This is a genomic window from Algibacter aquimarinus, assembly GCF_039543265.1.
GTDB classification, from domain to species: domain Bacteria; phylum Bacteroidota; class Bacteroidia; order Flavobacteriales; family Flavobacteriaceae; genus Algibacter_B; species Algibacter_B aquimarinus.
In genome coordinates this window covers 221,124-238,409 of sequence record NZ_BAABJK010000004.1, presented here as the reverse complement: position 1 = coordinate 238,409, position 17,286 = coordinate 221,124, and the positions used below count along the sequence as shown (strand labels likewise).

Below are 17,286 nucleotides of genomic sequence, written 5' to 3'. Positions count from 1 at the left end.
GATGAAAGATTAACTTTGCATTTTCGACCTAAATTTTATGAACAAGTTTTTATTCCTACTTCTATGTCCTATTTTGGCTTTTAGCCAATCATCGCTTAGTGGTGTAGAATCTCTTTTTCAAAAAAAGAAATATACAGAAGCTCAAGAAATTGTAGCCAATTATTTAGAAAAACATCCATATAATTTAGAAGCTATTGAGCTTTTAGGAGATGCTTTTGGTCATCAAAAAAAGTGGGATAGGGCTATAGAACAATATGGAAAACTGGTTGAAGCAAAAGAAAACATAGCTAATTACCATTATAAATATGGTGGAGCTTTAGGAATGAAAGCTCTAGAAAATAAGTTTAAGGCAATTAGTTTTATAGGTGATGTAAAATCTTCTTTTTTAAAGGCTGCAGAGTTAGACCAAAATCATATTGAGGCGCGTTGGGCTCTAGTGGAATTGTATATGCAGCTACCCGGTATATTTGGGGGAAGCAAAAGTAAATCTTTACACTATGCTGAAGAATTAGAAAACTTATCGAAAGTGGATGGATACTTAGCTAAAGGTTATGTTTATGAATACGATAAAGAGCCAGAACTTGCCGAGAAATTTTATAAAATGGCGATTAAAGAAGGCGGTTCTTTAACCTGTTTTGAAAAACTAACACAGCTTTATGAAAACGAAAATGAGCCTAAAAAAGCAATTGAAAACATAGAGAAAGCTCAAAAAAAACATAGTCGTAATGCATTACATTATCAAATAGGAAAAGTAGCTGCTGAATATAATATAGAGTTAAAAAAAGGTGAACAATGTTTACAAACTTATCTTAAAAATTATTCAGCTGAAGATGGCGTTCCTAAAGCTTGGGCGCATTATCGTTTGGCTCAAATACACATGCATAGACACAATAAAAATCAAGCTTTAAAACACATAGATTTGGCTATTGCAGAACTACCTAAGGTTAAACCCTTCAAGAAGCAAAAAGAAAAGATTTTAAGTCTTTAGTTAACTTTTTTTTAAATTTTTTTTTCATAATTAATTCAAAAAAAGTGTTTAATTTCAAGATGAATCATTCTCGAATTTATTGTAAATAAAGTATATTTGAACATCTTCAAAAAGAATTAAATGAACGTACATTTTATAGCCATTGGTGGTGCTGCAATGCACAATTTAGCACTTGCTTTACACAACAAAGGTTACCATGTAACAGGAAGTGATGATACTATTTTCGAGCCATCAAAATCTAGATTAGAAGCAAAAGGTTTATTGCCCGAAGCATTTGGTTGGTATCCAGAAAAAATCACATCAAATTTAGATGCTATTGTATTGGGAATGCATGCTAAAGAAGATAACCCAGAACTATTAAAAGCTCAAGAACTGGGAATCAAAATTTATAGTTATCCAGAGTTTTTGTACGAACAATCTAAACACAAAACCAGAGTAGTTATTGGAGGGAGCCATGGAAAAACTACTATAACGTCCATGATTTTGCATGTGATGCATTACCATGATAAAGATGTAGATTATATGGTTGGTGCACAATTAGAAGGCTTTGATGTTATGGTGAAACTCACAGAACACAATGATTTTATTGTTTTAGAAGGTGATGAATACCTAAGTTCTCCAATAGACAGACGTCCAAAATTTCATTTGTACAAACCCAATATAGCTTTGTTAAGCGGTATTGCTTGGGATCATATAAACGTATTTCCAACCTACGAGAACTATGTAGAGCAATTCAGTATTTTCGTAGATTCTATTGTAAGTGGAGGAAGCATTAATTATAATGAAGAAGACCCAGAGGTAAAGCGGGTAGTAGAAGCTTCAGAAAACACCATTAGAAAATTAGCATACCAAACACCAGAATACACCGTTGAAAACGGACAAACACTTTTAGAAACACCAGAAGGTGAATTGCCTATTGAGATTTTTGGTAAGCATAACCTCAATAACTTAGCTGGTGCTAAATGGATTTGCCAGCACATGGGTATTGATGAAGACGATTTTTATGAAGCCATTTCTACATTTAATGGTGCCAGCAAACGCTTAGAAAAAATTGCTGAAAGTAAGAATAGTGTAGCCTATAAAGATTTTGCACATTCACCAAGTAAGGTCGAGGCCACAACAAAAGCTGTAAAAGAGCAGTATGAAAACAGAACTTTGGTAGCTTGTTTAGAATTGCATACTTACAGCAGTTTAAATGCTGAGTTTTTAAAAGAATATAAAGGTGCTTTAGATGCAGCCGATGTAGTCGTGGTATTCTATTCACCACATGCCGTTGAAATTAAAAAACTACAAGAAGTAACTCATCAACAAATTGCTGAAGCTTTTGAAAGAGATGATTTAATTATTTATACCAACCCAGATGACTTTAAAGTGTTTTTATTTGAACAAAACTTTGATGATAAGGCTTTATTGTTAATGAGTTCTGGTAATTACGGTGGTTTGAATTTTGATGAGGTGGAGGGGTTGATTGGGTAATTCTGTCTATCCCTTAAAGACAGAAATGTATTTTTATTTTGTTATAATTTCATGTAAAAATACTTTTTTCAAGCAACTCTATTTACATTATCAAGCGCAGGAACAACATTTTCCATTTTAGCAAAACTTAAACTGAATTCTTCATCTCTAATATCATCCAATAGCCACTTGCCATCGGTGTATTCCATTATCCAAATTTTACTTTCATCACTAAAGCCTTTTTTCCCTTGAACAACTCTTCTTGTGTCTCTTTTAATCAGATAATCCTCAATATTAGCAGTAATTTCGAAAGCTATTTTAGAGCCTTCAAAATTGTCATTATCTGAAATTTCTAAGTACATAGGTTTAATGCTGCTTATATTTTGAAGTTTGCATACGTTTAAGAGGTTTTCTTTTTTCCATCTATCAAGATGCACAAGTTGCTGGTTTTGCCAATACCAGTGATTAACATATTCTGAAACTTCTTTCATGTTTTCATTCCCCCAAGCTAAGTAAACTCTACTAAATACATTCGAAACATTCTTTTGAATATTCAACCAAGAAAAATCTTTGTTTTTAAGAGCAAGTCTAGCGAGTTGTTTCTTTGCTTTTCTAACTGCAATAAATTCAATAATTCTAACATAAAAAACAACAGGAAGGAAAATAATTACTAAAACACTCATTAATAATTTACCCCACCAAGTTTTAAATAAAGCTTTGGCTACTGTACCACCAGGTCCAGCATAAACGGGATCAATAAATAAAAATAAAACGAATACTAGAGTAATTACCAGAGTAAGTTTATTGATTTTCATAAGTGTATTTATTTTAAAATCCTATAAAGGTCTGTGAAGCTAAAAAGAATTATAAATATAATATATTTTGATTGTTTGTTACTTAAACTTCTTTTTTTTATCCAAGATAACGCTGGGAGTAAAAAAATAACAGCAAAAATATATTGTATATAGGCTTCTCCCGTAGAGTTTTCATAAATCTTTCCAGATTCTTTTTTTGTGATTTTTGATGTTTCTTCATGGAAGTACGAAGTAGTGAGTGTCACGTTATCACCAACTTCAAAATCATTAAATATTTCTTTTGTAAACTGGTCATTATTATTTTCAAAATATATATTGTAAGTCGTTCTGTCAAATTTAGCACGATAACTTTCTTTTTTTGAAACAACTATAGTTTCAATATTCTTATTTGGTAAAAAACTTTCGCTTATTGTTAGCAACCCAATTAAAACAGGTATTATTGAAAGCACTTTAATGTGTTTATTATATTTTGATAGATTAAGCCCGAACATAATTATTAATTAAAATACTTTTGAATATTTACTCTATCTGATTTTGCATAATAGAAAACTTTATATCAAAATAAAAGTCGATTAGAGTGGTCAAGATGTAGTTTTTAGGTTAATAATAGTCATTTAGCTTTGGTAAATATAATATTTTTTAGAAAGAAGCTACTTCAACTTCTCCTTAAAAAAAGCAATAGTTCTTTTCCAAGATAATTTCGCAGCATCTTTATCATAACGAGGCGTGGTATTATTATGAAAACCATGATTTACATTTGGATAAATATAAGCTTGGTATTCAATATTATTTTCTTTTAAAATACTTTCAAAAGCTGGCCAGCCAGCATTTACACGAGTATCTAATTCGCCATATTGCAAAAGTAAGGGTGCTTTAATTTTTATAGCATCCTCTGCTTCAGGTTGTCTACCATAATACGGAACAGCTGCACCTAAATCAGGTAATTTTACTGCCATCATATTAGAAATCCAACCACCAAAACAAAAACCAACTACGCCAACATTCCCATCGCAATCTTCATGATTTTTAATGTGATGGTATGCGGCTATAAAATCTTCAAGCATTTCTGTTCTATTTCTCTTTTTCTGCATGGCTCTACCATCATCATCATTTCCAGGGTAACCGCCCAGAGGTGATAATGCATCTGGTGCTAAACTTATAAAACCTTCCTTTGCAGTGCGTCTACCAACATCTTCAATATAAGGGTTAAGTCCTCTATTTTCATGAACAACAATAACACCAGGTAGCTTTGTTTTAATAGCTTTAGGTTTCGATAATAGTCCCTTTATAGTTCCACCTCCTTTTGGTGAATTATATGAAATAAACTCTGAATCTAGAGTTGGATCGTCTGGTTTTACTAAGAGATTATCAATATAGTTAGGTGACATAAAACTCAGTAATGACGATACAGTTACTCCACCTACTGCATAAAGTGATAGCTTTTCTACAAATTGACGTCTATTAAGTTTATTATGTGCATAATCATCATATAAATCAAAAACATCTTGATTAATATCTTCTTTTTTTAATGGTTTCATAATACTAGTTTTTATTGCTACTGTAAATTACAATATTTATCTTTAACCAATGCAAAAAAAACCATCGTCATTTTCAATAAAAAACTGGAGTCAAGACGATCAACCTCGTGAAAAATTATTACATAAAGGAAAAGCCGCTTTAAGCGATGCAGAACTTGTAGCTATTCTAATTGGTTCGGGTAGCCGTGACGAAAGTGCTGTTGATTTGTGTAAACGTATTTTAGCAAGTACAAATAATAATTTGAGTGCTCTGGGAAAGCTTTCTATTAAGCAACTTATGGAGTTTAAGGGTATTGGTGAGGCTAAAGCCATAAGTATTATTGCAGCTTTAGAGTTGGGCAGACGCCGCAGAGGAGAAGAAGCTCTCGAAAAAAAGAAAATTACATCAAGTAATTCGGTTTTTGAACTAATGCAACCAGTAATAGGTGAACTTGAACACGAAGAGTTTTGGATTATTTATTTAAATAACTCCAACAGAGTTATTCAAAAAAATCAGCTTAGTAAAGGCGGTATTACTGGAACTTTAGTTGATGTGCGTTTGGTTTTAAAAAATGCTCTAGAGCATGGAGCAACAGGTTTAATACTGGCGCATAACCACCCGTCAGGAACTTTAAAACCAAGTGAAGCCGACAAACAAATTACTCTAAAGTTAAAAACTGCTGCCCAAAGTTTAGATATAAAAGTTTTAGACCACTTGATTATAACAGAAAAAGCATACTTTAGTTTTGCTGATGAAACCTTACTTTAATGCTTCTAGTTTATACACATAAAATTTCTCCTCGACTTAAATACGTTTTCAGGCATATTTGTACAAGAGTACTAGGTGTTAAAGTTGGTTTTACAAATAAAATTGAAGAGTTTATAGCCCACGATAGCTTAAAAATGTCGTATACAAAGCAACAACTAAGTAATGAGTTTTTTATAAAAAGTCATGACATTTTATTTGAGCAAGGGTTAAGTGATGTAGATATTAATATTCATGATTGGGGTAATTCAAAATGCTTTTTTTATAATGGCGAAAAGAGCACTATACCGTTTGATATTTTCTCTGCTGCTTTTTACTTATTATCTCGATATGAAGAGTATTTACCTCATGTAAAAGATGAATTTGGACGTTTTACTGCCAAAGAAAGTTTAGCCTATAAGCATGGATTTTTACAACAACCCGTGGTCGATATTTGGGCTTATAAATTTAAGGAAGCATTACAACAACAGTTTCCAGACTTTAAGTTTCCTAAGAAAACATATAGTATAAAACCTATTATAGATGTACCAAGCGCATACAATTATAAATTAAAAGGAATCATGCGTTCTTTTGGAGGCGCTACCAAAGACTTTTTTAAGTTGAGATTTAGGAGTTTATATAACAGATTTGGCGTTATTCTAGGCTTAAAACATGATCCTTATGATACTTTCAAGTACATAATAAATAAACAAAAACAGACTCCTTTTAAGTTCTTGTTTTTCTTTTTAATTGGAGATTATTCAACTTATGATAAAGGTATAAACCCTAACAAAAAGAAGTTTATTTCACTTATAAAACATATTGCAGATTATTCAAGAGTTGGCCTAAAAGCATCATATTTTGCTATAGATAATGCCTCTATTTTAAAGAAAGAAAAAATAAGAATGGAAGCTATAATAAATAAACCATTAACAGCTTCAAGACAATCCTTTTCAAGACTAAACTTACCAGATTCCTATCGGTATTTAATCGAGTTAGAAATAAAAGAAGATTACACCATGGGTTACGTAAACCATATTGGTTTTAGGGCAGGTTCTTGTACACCATTTTTGTTTTACGATTTAGATTATGAAATACAAACACCTTTAAAAATTCATCCCTATCATCTTATGGATTTTGCTTTATTAAAGAAGAAATCATTGTTGGATAAGAAAAAAGTATTGAATGAAATTATTAATCAAATCAAACAAGTAAACGGTGAGTTTGTTCCAGTTTTTCATAATTACACTTTTGTTAATGGTAATAGGTGGAAAGGCTTTAAAGAATTGTTTAATTTAATTTTAAATTCTGCAAATGAAGATTAATGGTATTACAGACGTGTTTTTCGATTTAGATCATACACTTTGGGATTTTGATAAAAACTCAGCATTAACATTCGAAAAAATATTTAAGTTAAATAATATAGAATTAGAATTAGATGACTTCTTATCACATTATAAACCTATTAATTTAAAATACTGGAAGCTTTATAGAGAAGAAAAAATTGAAAAAGAAGCTTTACGTTTTAACAGATTAAATGATGCTTTTTTAGCAGCTAATCACAAAGTTGAAGATGATTTAATTTTAAAAATTTCTGATGATTATATAAAATATCTAACAACGTTTAACAATGTATTTCAGGATACTTTCCATATTTTAGATTACCTCAAATTAAATTATAATCTGCATATAATTACCAATGGATTTGATGAAATACAGCATAAAAAATTAACTAAATCTAACATTAACCATTATTTTAAAACGGTAACAAATTCTGAAATGGTAGGTGTTAAAAAACCTAATCCTAAAATTTTTAATTATGCTTTAACAATGGCTAATACAGAGATTGACAAAAGCGTTATGATTGGAGATAGCTTAGAGGCAGATGTATTAGGAGCAACAAATATAGGTATGCAAGCCATTTTTTTTGATGTTCATAACACAGACTTAGATATAGGTATTAAACAAGTAAATAATTTGATTAGCTTAAAAAAGTATTTATAATATAATGAGTTGAAATTCGTTTTTGAATAACTATGATTAAGAACATTTGTTTTATTATATGTACTAGTTTTTTTGTTTTAGCTTGTACGGAAGATATTGATTTTGATCAAGCAAGAGATTTTGAAATAAATCCAGTTATAGAGTCAAGCCTTGTGTTTTTTAATGAAAATGCAAATGAGTTTTTAATTAATGGAAATGAAATTAGTGCTTTTCAAGATTTTGTAATTGTTGATATTTTTAATGATCAATTTATTATTGATAATTTAGTAAAAACAGAATTTAAGTTTGAAACAGTAAATTCTATCAACCGAGATTTTGAACTACAAGTAGATTTTTTAGATAATAATTCACAATTACAGCACACTTTTACGTTTATTCAAGAAGCATCAACTAATAATAATGATGTTTTTTCAAGCTATACTGAAACTTTTGAAGATGTTACATTAGAGGCTTTAAAAAGAACTTCAGTCTTAATATTCACGCTCAGAATACTCCCTGGACAAACAATAAATGAAAACTCTTTAGGTAGAATTGAGTTAAAATCCTTAGCAGCTTTTTACTTTAATATCAGAGACGATTCTTAATGAAACCAATAAGTACATTTATAATGCTTGCTTTGTGCTGTGTTTCGTTTTCACAAAACAAGCAAATACTTTACGGGTTTTCAGAAATACCACAATCACTAATACTCAATCCCGGTGGAGAGGTAAATAACGATTGGTATTTTGGTATTCCATTGCTATCGCATATTCATATTAATGGAGGTACTTCTGGAGCAACTATTTATGATGTATTTGCAAATGATGGTATAGATTTTAATACCAAACTTCAGAATGCGGTTAATAAGATGAATTCTAAAGATTTTTTTAGCATTAATCAACAATTAGAAATTTTTTCTGGAGGTTTTGCATTTGGAAGAACCTATGAAAAGAATGAGTATTTAAGTTTTGGATTATATCAAGAATTAGATGTAATAAGTTATTTTCCAAAAGATTATGCTATTTTGGCTTTAGAAGGAAATCAGAATAATATAAATAGAGTTTTTAATGCTGATCATTTTAGTGCCAATGCAGAGTTAATATCTGTTTTTCATGTTGGTTATAATAAAAAAGTGAATAAAAATTTCACCTATGGTTTTAGAGGAAAAATATATTCAAGCTTAATAAACTTAAATTCAACAAAAAATAGAGGAACTTTTGTTACTGAATTAGGAGATAATAATTTTTATAATCATATTTTCGATTTGAGTTTACAATTAAGAACCTCTGGTATAGTGAGTTTAACCGAAGATAGTTCTGAATTTGAAACTAAAGATTTAACCAAAAGAATTTTATTTGGTGGTAATTTAGGTCTGGGTTTTGATGTAGGTTTTACCAAAAAAATAACGAAACAATGGACTTTAGATGCCAGTTTACTTGATGTTGGTTTTATAACCCATAGTAAGGATGTTGAAAATTATTCTGTTCAAGGCAATTATAATTTTGAAGGGATTAATCCATTTTTTCCAGAAACAGAAAGTGGGCAAACGGCCGACGAATATTGGAGTGAAATAGAAGAAGATTTTGAAGAACTATTTACACCAGATACTACCAATACAACGTATACCACATGGAGACCCATTAAATTTAATACATCAATAAACTACGCTTTTGGAAAAAAAAGAGAAAAAGATTGTAATTGTATTAAAGATGAAAGCGGTTATTTAAACGCGGCGGGTTTACAATTATTTGCAATGAGTAGACCCAAACAACCACAAATAGCTTTAACAGCATATTATTATAGAAGACTTTTTAAAGGATTAAGCGCTAAAGCTATTTATACTATAGATTCTTATTCGTTTAATAATCTAGGGTTGGGGATTTCTGCTAATTTAGGAAACGTCAATTTTTACTTAATGGCAGATAATTTTTTACAATATAAAAACATATATAATGCACAAAGTGTATCTTTACAATTAGGGTTTAACTATATATTTAGCAAAAATGAAGACTAGTTTTTTATCAATAGTATTTGTTTGTTTTTTTATAACAAGCATGTTTTCTCAAACTAACTTAAACGAATATAAATATGTTATAGTTTCGAAAAAGTATGACTTTTTAAAGCGAGCAGATCAATATCAATTAAATTCATTATCGAAATTTTTATTTAATAAATATGGTTTTGAGGCTTTAATGGAAGGCGAACCATACCCAGCAGATTTAATAAAAAACAGATGTTTGGCTTTAAAAGCTGATGTGTTAAAGGGGTCTGGAATGTTTAAAACTAAATTAACAATTCAACTGACAGATTGTAATGACAGGTTGGTGTATACATCTGGCATGGGCGAAAGTAGGGAAAAAGAGTTTAAAAAAGCATATACAGCTGCTATTAGGCAAGCTTTTAAATCTTTTGAGGCTATGAATTATACCTTCGAACCAAAAGAGAGTGAAGAGGTAGTTTCAAACTCTACTTCTATTTCAGGAAATAATGAAGTTACAGATGAAATAAAGAAACTTAAACAGGAAATAGAAGTTCTTAAAAATGATAAAAAAGCTGAAATCACTGAAGTTAAAAAACCAGTTGTTACAATAACAGAAAAACCAACGCAAAAAGTAGAAGTAGTTAAAGCTGAAAAAGTTGTTAAGGAGAAATTAATAGAAGGAACGTCAAATGTGCTTTATGCGCAAGAAATAGATGGTGGTTTTCAATTAGTTGATAGTTCACCTAAGGTAATCTATAAAATTTTTAAAACTGGTCTAAGCAATGTTTATTTAGTTGAAGATCAATCAGCTATTATTTATAAAGAAGGAGATAATTGGGTTATAGAGAGTTATGGAAGTAAGCAAGAGCTTAATGTGAAATTTTAATTTTCAAGTAAATAATTAATATCGGTATTTATCTTTCCAGCGTTTTTTTAAAAATTCCCGATGTGCATTTTCTCTAGCATTATCGCTGGGGTCGTAAAGTTTAGTATTCACTATCTCTTTGGGTAAAAATTCCTGATTTGCGAAGTTATTCTCGTAATTGTGAGCGTATTTATAGTTATCTCCGTAACCAAGCTCTTTCATTAGTTTTGTTGGTGCGTTTCTTATTTCCAAAGGCACAGATAAATCGCCAGTTTGTTTAACTAATTGTTGGGCTTCACCAATGGCCCTATATGCGGCGTTGCTTTTGGGTGAACATGCTAAATAGGTTGCACATTGACTTAATATAATTCTAGACTCAGGAAAACCAATAGTACTTACAGCCTGAAAAGTATTATTTGCCATAACCAAGGCTGTTGGGTTTGCATTGCCAATATCTTCACTTGCAGAAATAAGTAATCGTCGAGCAATAAACTTTACATCCTCACCACCTTCAATCATTCTTGCCAACCAATACACAGCTGCATTAGGATCACTACCTCGAATAGATTTTATAAATGCCGAAATAATATCATAATGTTGTTCACCAGTTTTGTCATAGCGAACTGTATTATTCTGAATTTTTTTTAGAACTTCTTCATCAGTAATCACTATTTTATCAGTACCATAAGAATTTACTATAAGTTCAAAAATATTCAATAATTTTCTAGCATCACCTCCAGAAAGTCTTAATAGTGCTTTAGTTTCTTTAAGTTTTATTGTTTTTTTAGAAATGTGTTCGTCACTTTTAATGGCTCTTTTTAAAAGTGTTTCTAGATCTGTTTTATCAAAAGCATTTAAGATATAAACCTGACATCTGGACAAAAGAGCAGGAATTACCTCAAAACTTGGGTTTTCAGTTGTTGCTCCAATTAAAGTAATCCAACCTTTTTCAACAGCTTGAAGCAAAGAATCTTGTTGAGATTTACTAAATCTATGAATTTCATCAATAAATAAAATCGGATTTTTGGTGGTAAATAAACCACCACTTTGTTTCGCTTTTTCTATAACCTCACGAATATCTTTAACACCAGAATTGATGGCACTTAAGGCGTAGAAAGGTCTCCCAGACTCTTTTGCAATAATATTAGCAAGTGTAGTTTTTCCAGTCCCGGGAGGTCCCCATAATATCATTGAGGGAATTAAACCATGTTTTATATGCTGAGTTAACGAACCCGTTTCACCAACAAGATGTGTTTGACTCACATAGTCTTCTAAAGTTTTTGGTCTTAAACGTTCGGCTAGAGGTTCATTCATAATTGTAAAATTAAAGTAAATTTTTATCTTATTTACGAGGCATTCATTAAAAAAGCAATATTTCCTTTAAGATGTAAATCTGTCAATTTAGCATCAAATATTAATTTGGATAACTATTTGCTATCTTTAGTTTAATGAAAACAAATGATCAGTTTAAATTCTCCACAGGTGTAATAGCATACCCAATATTTTTTGTGCTAATTATATGGTTGGTTTTTTGGTTTGAAGTGCGTTTCGGATATAATTTTAGTAAGTATGGTATTTATCCGCAAACAACTAAAGGTCTCAGAGGCGTTTTATTGAGTCCATTTATACATGGAGATATACAACACATTTATCATAATACCATTCCTTTATTCGTGTTGTCAACGGCTTTATTTTATTTTTACAGGCCCATTGCTTGGAAAGTTATCTTATTTGGAATTCTTTTTTCTGGATTGTTTACTTGGTTTATTGGTCGTTCATCATACCACATTGGTGCAAGCGGACTTATTTATGTTCTTGTAAGTTTTACTTTTTTTAAAGGTGTTTTTGCCAGTCACTATAGGTTAATTGCACTGTCCTTGCTGGTAATATTTTTATATGGGAGTATGATTTGGTATACTTTACCAATTGAAGAAGGAATATCTTGGGAAGGGCATATGGCAGGTTTAGTAACGGGTTTAATATTTGCTTTATTTTTTAGGAAGCAAGTAGCAAAACCTAAAAAATATATTTGGGAGCAAGAAAACTATAATGAAGACGACGATCCCTTTTTAAAACATTTCGATGAAAATGGAAATTTTATAGAGTCAATAGAGCCAGAAATAGAGCAGGAGGAACCTTTTGTAAATTACACTTATAAAGAAAATAGAGACTAGCTACGTTGCCTAACAACTTCATACAAAAAAGCGCCACAGGCTACAGAAACATTTAAAGATTCTATATCGCCAAGTAAAGGAAGTTTAGCTTTAGCGTCTACAACCTTTAATGTAGACGGATTTATACCTCTACCTTCAGACCCCATAATGATTGCGCATGGTTCAGTAAATGATATATCGTATAAAAAATCATTTGTTTTTTCTGTTGCAGCAATAACTTTTATACCAGACGCCTGCATATGAAAAACAGCATCTTTAATGTGGTCTACTTTACAAATAGGAATTTTAAAAACAGCACCAGCACTAGTTTTAATAGTATCTCCATTTACAGGAGCACCACCTTTTTTTTGAATAATTATACCATCAACTCCTGTACATTCTGCAGTTCTTATAATAGCTCCAAAATTACGAACATCACTTAATTGGTCTAGTAAAAGAAAAAGTGGCGTTTTACCAGACTCAATAACGTTTAGCACTAAAGTTTCAATATCATGGAACTCAATTGGCGATATTTGTGCTACTGCACCTTGATGATTTTTTTTTGTAAGACGATTTAGTTTCTCAACAGGTACGTAAGATTTATTGATTGATTTTTTATTCAATAATGTTTCTAATTCTTTAAAAAGGTCTCCTTGTAAGCCCTTTTGAAGAAATACTTTATCTATAGTCTCACCAGAATTTATTGCTTCAATAATAGCCCTAATTCCAAAAATTTGCGTTTGTTTTTCCATTTGAGGTAAAGGTATAAAAACTTAAATTTAGACTCGTATTTAATCATTTTTTTTAAAAAAAATATTATTGGTGTTTGTGTATGTTTTTTAGATTTTTTTTGTGAGATTATCTTATGTTAAATTTTTTAATCAAATCTAATGTTGTTATAATATTTCACTATTTTTGGTAAAAAATCAATAAAAATGAGAAAAATCACCTTTTTAAGTTTTAGTATTCTATTGTTTTCAAACTTTTTATTAGCACAAGGAGGGCTCTATGAGGTACCATTAGACGAACAAGTTAATAATTCGCAACTTATTGTAGAAGGTAAAGTAATTTCTACTGAATCTTTTTGGGATGAAGATTATAAATTAATATATACGCTAAATACAATTGAAGTTTCAAAATCTTTCAAAGGACAATCTAAACCTATAATTGAAGTTGTAACTCTAGGAGGAGTTGTAGGAGATACTGGATTATCTGTAACACACCATCTAGAATTATCCAAAAATGAAACCGGAGTATTTTTGCTCAACGATTCAAACGTTCAATTAATTGGAAGTGAAACTGATAATCCAAAATATAAGGTTTACAGTAGTGCACAAGGTTTTTATAGATACGACAATGTTACTAATAAAGTTAGTAATGTTTTTGAAACTTACGGAGATATTGAAGATGAGTTTTATGAGGCTGTTGAGAGTATGACAAAAAAGAAATTTACTGAAATAAAAAAAACAAGTAAGTTATCATTAGTCAAGGAAAGTAACAGTAGTTTAGCCATTCCTTTTGTTTCTAATTTTTCACCAAGTACAGTTACAGCAGGAACTGGAAATACAATAACAATTAATGGTTTTAATTTTGGTGCTACTCAAGGCACCGTTCAATTTACCAATGCTGATGAAGTATCAGGCTTTGTAGATGCTCTAAGTTCAGATATCACCAACTGGACTAATACTTCTATTACCGTAAAGGTTCCACATAGAGCTGGTACAGGTGTTGTTAGAGTTAGAAATGATGATGGTTTTAGTGATACTGGACAATTAACAATTCCATTTGCAATACAAAACAGAAACGGATTAATGATGCAACATTACGATACTGATAATAATGGTGGCTACACATGGCAGATGTCAGTTGAGTTTTTCAATAGTACGGCAAAGGCTCCTTTTTTACGAGCTTTTAATAATGTAGTTTGTTCCACAGGTATTAATTGGGTATTATCACCTACTAATACATCAGGAGGTGGGTTTTTTAGAGATGGTATTAATGTTATAGCTTTTGACCCTCCCGGAGATGAATTTGCTGCTGGGGTATTAGGTGCTGCTCTTAATTGGACAACCTCATGTGTCACGGGAGTTGTAGTAGATGAAATAGATTTTGTATTTGATAATGAACGCTCTAATTGGAATTATGGTCCTGGTTCTACTCCAGGAAATCAAATTGATTTTGAAACTGTAGCTTTACACGAATTAGGTCATGGTCACGGATTTGGTCATGTAAAAACAAATGGAGATTTAATGTTCAGATCAGTTGGTAATGGTGTAGATAATAGAACATTTGGTGTTGAAAATATAAATGGAGGAAATTTTATTAATATTGAAAGCTCTACTAATGCGCAATGTGGTAAAACGCTAATGAGCACAATAACATGCCCATCATTAGGCTTAGACGAATTAGCTTTAAATGAATCAGTTAATTTGTATCCTAACCCTACAAACGGCGTTTTTTATATAACCAATAATTTATCTATTAATCTACAAAAAATAGTTGTCTTTGATGTAAGTGGTAGATTGGTGTCAGAGAAAAACTATGCTAATACACAAAGTAATGCTACTAAAGTTATCAATTTGGAAGCAATGTCTAAAGGTGTGTATTTTGTAAATATCCATTCGGATGTCGCTAAAATTACCAGAAAATTAGTGTTAGATTAGAAATATATTTGTCAAGATAATCTATTATTTCAAGAATTAAATTAATCCCCAAAACAAAAGAAAAAAAATGAAAAAGTCTATTTGTACATTAAGTTTTATATTAACGTTTATTTCAGCATATTCTCAACTTATGGATTTACCTGGAGAGTATATAAGACAAAAAGTTGTTGGAAATAATTTACCAGATAATGTTAAAGGTTCGCCATATTTTAATGAAGCATTTGTTACAGGCACAATCTTCACTAATGATAATAAATCTTTCAAAGCACTTCTCAGATACAATGCTTATAATGATGAAATGCAAATGAAGCAAAATGGTAATATTATTGCCTTGTTAAAGTTTGAAGGTAGTAGAATAACTCTTAATGGTGAAACTTTTGAAGTCTATAATTATACTGATAAATCTGGAGCAAATGAAACTGCTTACTTTGTTAATTTGTCAAAACCTGGCAAAGCACAGTTATTAGTTCATAAAAGAAAAAAATATGTAGAAGGAACAAAATCTGAAACTACTTATGGTGTAGATGCACCTGCTACTTTTAGAGACGAAATTTCTTATTTTTTGTACAAAAATGATGAATTAAATTTATTAAAACTTTCTAAAAAGAATATTTTAAAATCTTTAGATGATAAAAATAAGGAGTTAAATAATCATATTTCTGATAACAAGTTAAAGTTAAAAAAGGATCATGAGCCATATATTAAGCTTATAGATTTTTATAATAATTTATAAATATTAGACTGACTTAGATTACATTTTAAGTTTTTTGCAATTATAGAATTTATGTTTATTTCGTTATTTAGTAAAAAACTATGAATTGCTATTTATTCTAAAATTTTAATTAGTAATAGAACATCTTAGTATAATACGTATAATGTTATGTATATACTTAGATGTTTTTTATTGAATTTAACCAACGCTCCTCATGTTATTTTTATCTATCTTATTAATAATCAAATTAATATGAATAACGTTATTAAAAATATTCTAATAATTTTTTTAGTATTCATAAATAGAATTCAAAATAGTTTTTATATAATAACTTATTAAGCTTATGAGTAAGCAAATAGTAATTTTTAAATCAGGATATTGGCTTATATCATCATGTTCTAAATAGTTTGAATATAAGGTAAACATCAGCAAGATTAAAATTAGAGTAATTTTAGTTTAATTAAAAGGGATAATTATAAACATAAAAAAACCTCTGAGTATCAAACTTCAGAGGTTTTTTTTAATGGTAAATAGTTATTAAATTATAATAACTATAATCTCTATTTACATTTTTGTGAATACAAATTCATAATCTCCAAACGTAGCTAAAGGACCTTCACATTTTATTACTTGTGGTGAATCTTCACTATATGAAGAAGCTGTATACTCAAAAGTTCTAAAAAGCCCAACAGTAGGAAAACCAGCATCAAATGTAAGAGTACCAGGACAAGAATTGAAAGACATTACCACTGGTCCTCCATCTCCTATATAAGTGTTAAAACCTGCACTATTAGTAATAATTACTTTTGTTCCACTAGTATCATTTGGGTCTAAAGCTATTTCAACTTGGTAACTTTCACTGAAAAAATCGCTTAACCCCCTTGGAGCGTTTTGACCTGCTGTAAACTGCTCAGATACCATGTACGTTCCAACAAAAGCATTAATATCTAGAGGACAATCATTATCAATTATGGTTATAGCTCTAGAAGCGAAATTAACTCCTTCGCCACCAATACCTACAGGTAAGCTACTGCTAGTTGATAAATTTATAACAAGTTCTACATCACCATCAACATCAAAGTTATCGATTGCAGTTATTGTAATATCAGCTGAAAATTCTCCTGCTGGTATTTCAACAGTACCACTAGCTGGACTAACAGAAAATCTTGAAGCATCGTCCGTAGTTATAGTAAAGTCTACAGAAACACCACTCGGATTACTTCCACTTCCTAGTATAACAGTTGATACTACATCGCCTGAATCTTCTGTAATTGCTGCAGATTCAGATGAAAATTGAACAAAGCCACCTGAAGCATCGAACACTACCGGATCTTCTTCACATGATGCGAATGAAAAGACTACTAGTAGAGCCATAAGTTTATATATATATTTTTTCATAATATTTTAAA

General features: G+C 30.4%; 17 protein-coding genes. 11 read left to right on the top strand and 6 right to left on the bottom strand.

Features of this window, described 5'->3' with window-relative positions; translation table 11 throughout:
- Positions 1-37 precede the first annotated feature (37 nt).
- Positions 38-988, top strand: a complete 951-nt coding sequence (locus ABD939_RS03910) for a tetratricopeptide repeat protein (protein ID WP_345164722.1) — start codon at positions 38-40, stop codon at positions 986-988.
- Between the two features lie 120 nt (positions 989-1,108).
- A complete protein-coding gene (locus ABD939_RS03905; protein ID WP_345164719.1) occupies positions 1,109-2,464 on the top strand; it encodes a UDP-N-acetylmuramate--L-alanine ligase in 1,356 nt (451 codons plus the stop codon).
- A 68-nt stretch (positions 2,465-2,532) separates the two neighbouring features.
- On the opposite strand, the gene ABD939_RS03900 is transcribed toward ABD939_RS03905, so the two are convergent.
- From ABD939_RS03900 to ABD939_RS03890, 3 genes are all read right to left on the bottom strand, one after another.
- Positions 2,533-3,258 (bottom strand): Tim44 domain-containing protein, encoded by a 726-nt coding sequence (locus ABD939_RS03900; protein WP_345164717.1) that lies wholly within the window; start codon positions 3,256-3,258, stop codon positions 2,533-2,535.
- 8 nt (positions 3,259-3,266) lie between these two features.
- A complete protein-coding gene (locus tag ABD939_RS03895; protein WP_345164715.1) occupies positions 3,267-3,707 on the bottom strand; it encodes a hypothetical protein in 441 nt (146 codons plus the stop codon).
- 201 nt (positions 3,708-3,908) lie between these two features.
- Positions 3,909-4,796: a dienelactone hydrolase family protein gene (locus tag ABD939_RS03890; RefSeq protein ID WP_345164713.1), complete on the bottom strand. Its 888-nt coding sequence runs from the start codon at positions 4,794-4,796 to the stop codon at positions 3,909-3,911.
- Between the two features lie 49 nt (positions 4,797-4,845).
- On the opposite strand from ABD939_RS03890, the gene radC reads away from it, so the two are divergent.
- From radC to ABD939_RS03860, 6 genes are read left to right on the top strand one after another with little or no spacing between them, the layout of a single operon-like run.
- Positions 4,846-5,544 carry a RadC family protein gene (gene radC, locus ABD939_RS03885; RefSeq protein ID WP_345164711.1) on the top strand — a complete coding sequence of 233 codons (699 nt, stop codon included), beginning with the start codon at positions 4,846-4,848 and terminating at the stop codon, positions 5,542-5,544.
- Positions 5,544-6,845, top strand: a complete 1,302-nt coding sequence (locus tag ABD939_RS03880; protein WP_345164709.1) for a polysaccharide deacetylase family protein — start codon at positions 5,544-5,546, stop codon at positions 6,843-6,845. The genes radC and ABD939_RS03880 overlap by 1 nt, the downstream gene beginning before the upstream one ends.
- Positions 6,835-7,524 carry a YjjG family noncanonical pyrimidine nucleotidase gene (locus tag ABD939_RS03875; protein ID WP_345164707.1) on the top strand — a complete coding sequence of 230 codons (690 nt, stop codon included), beginning with the start codon at positions 6,835-6,837 and terminating at the stop codon, positions 7,522-7,524. The genes ABD939_RS03880 and ABD939_RS03875 overlap by 11 nt, the downstream gene beginning before the upstream one ends.
- A gap of 32 nt (positions 7,525-7,556) precedes the next feature.
- Positions 7,557-8,108, top strand: coding sequence for a hypothetical protein (locus ABD939_RS03870; RefSeq protein WP_345164705.1), 552 nt, complete (start codon positions 7,557-7,559; stop codon positions 8,106-8,108).
- Positions 8,108-9,517, top strand: a complete 1,410-nt coding sequence (locus ABD939_RS03865) for a DUF5723 family protein (protein ID WP_345164703.1) — start codon at positions 8,108-8,110, stop codon at positions 9,515-9,517. The genes ABD939_RS03870 and ABD939_RS03865 overlap by 1 nt, the downstream gene beginning before the upstream one ends.
- Positions 9,507-10,370, top strand: a complete 864-nt coding sequence (locus tag ABD939_RS03860; RefSeq protein ID WP_345164701.1) for a hypothetical protein — start codon at positions 9,507-9,509, stop codon at positions 10,368-10,370. The genes ABD939_RS03865 and ABD939_RS03860 overlap by 11 nt, the downstream gene beginning before the upstream one ends.
- 15 nt (positions 10,371-10,385) lie before the next feature.
- On the opposite strand, the gene ABD939_RS03855 is transcribed toward ABD939_RS03860, so the two are convergent.
- A complete protein-coding gene (locus ABD939_RS03855; protein ID WP_345164699.1) occupies positions 10,386-11,663 on the bottom strand; it encodes a replication-associated recombination protein A in 1,278 nt (425 codons plus the stop codon).
- Between the two features lie 134 nt (positions 11,664-11,797).
- Here ABD939_RS03855 and ABD939_RS03850 point away from each other — a divergent pair, with 134 nt between their 5' ends.
- Positions 11,798-12,523 carry a rhomboid family intramembrane serine protease gene (locus ABD939_RS03850; protein WP_345164697.1) on the top strand — a complete coding sequence of 242 codons (726 nt, stop codon included), beginning with the start codon at positions 11,798-11,800 and terminating at the stop codon, positions 12,521-12,523.
- On the opposite strand, the gene rlmB is transcribed toward ABD939_RS03850, so the two are convergent.
- Positions 12,520-13,254, bottom strand: a complete 735-nt coding sequence (rlmB, locus tag ABD939_RS03845) for a 23S rRNA (guanosine(2251)-2'-O)-methyltransferase RlmB (RefSeq protein WP_345164695.1) — start codon at positions 13,252-13,254, stop codon at positions 12,520-12,522. The genes ABD939_RS03850 and rlmB overlap by 4 nt on opposite strands.
- A 183-nt stretch (positions 13,255-13,437) precedes the next feature.
- Between rlmB and ABD939_RS03840 the strand changes: the two genes are divergently transcribed.
- Both ABD939_RS03840 and ABD939_RS03835 read left to right on the top strand, forming a co-directional pair.
- Positions 13,438-15,165 carry a T9SS type A sorting domain-containing protein gene (locus ABD939_RS03840; protein ID WP_345164693.1) on the top strand — a complete coding sequence of 576 codons (1,728 nt, stop codon included), beginning with the start codon at positions 13,438-13,440 and terminating at the stop codon, positions 15,163-15,165.
- Positions 15,166-15,232: 67 nt separating this feature from the next.
- Entirely contained in the window at positions 15,233-15,898 is a 666-nt protein-coding gene (locus ABD939_RS03835) for a hypothetical protein (RefSeq protein WP_345164691.1), read from the top strand.
- Positions 15,899-16,441: 543 nt separating this feature from the next.
- On the opposite strand, the gene ABD939_RS03830 is transcribed toward ABD939_RS03835, so the two are convergent.
- Positions 16,442-17,275, bottom strand: a complete 834-nt coding sequence (locus ABD939_RS03830) for a hypothetical protein (RefSeq protein ID WP_345164689.1) — start codon at positions 17,273-17,275, stop codon at positions 16,442-16,444.
- Positions 17,276-17,286: the final 11 nt, after the last annotated feature.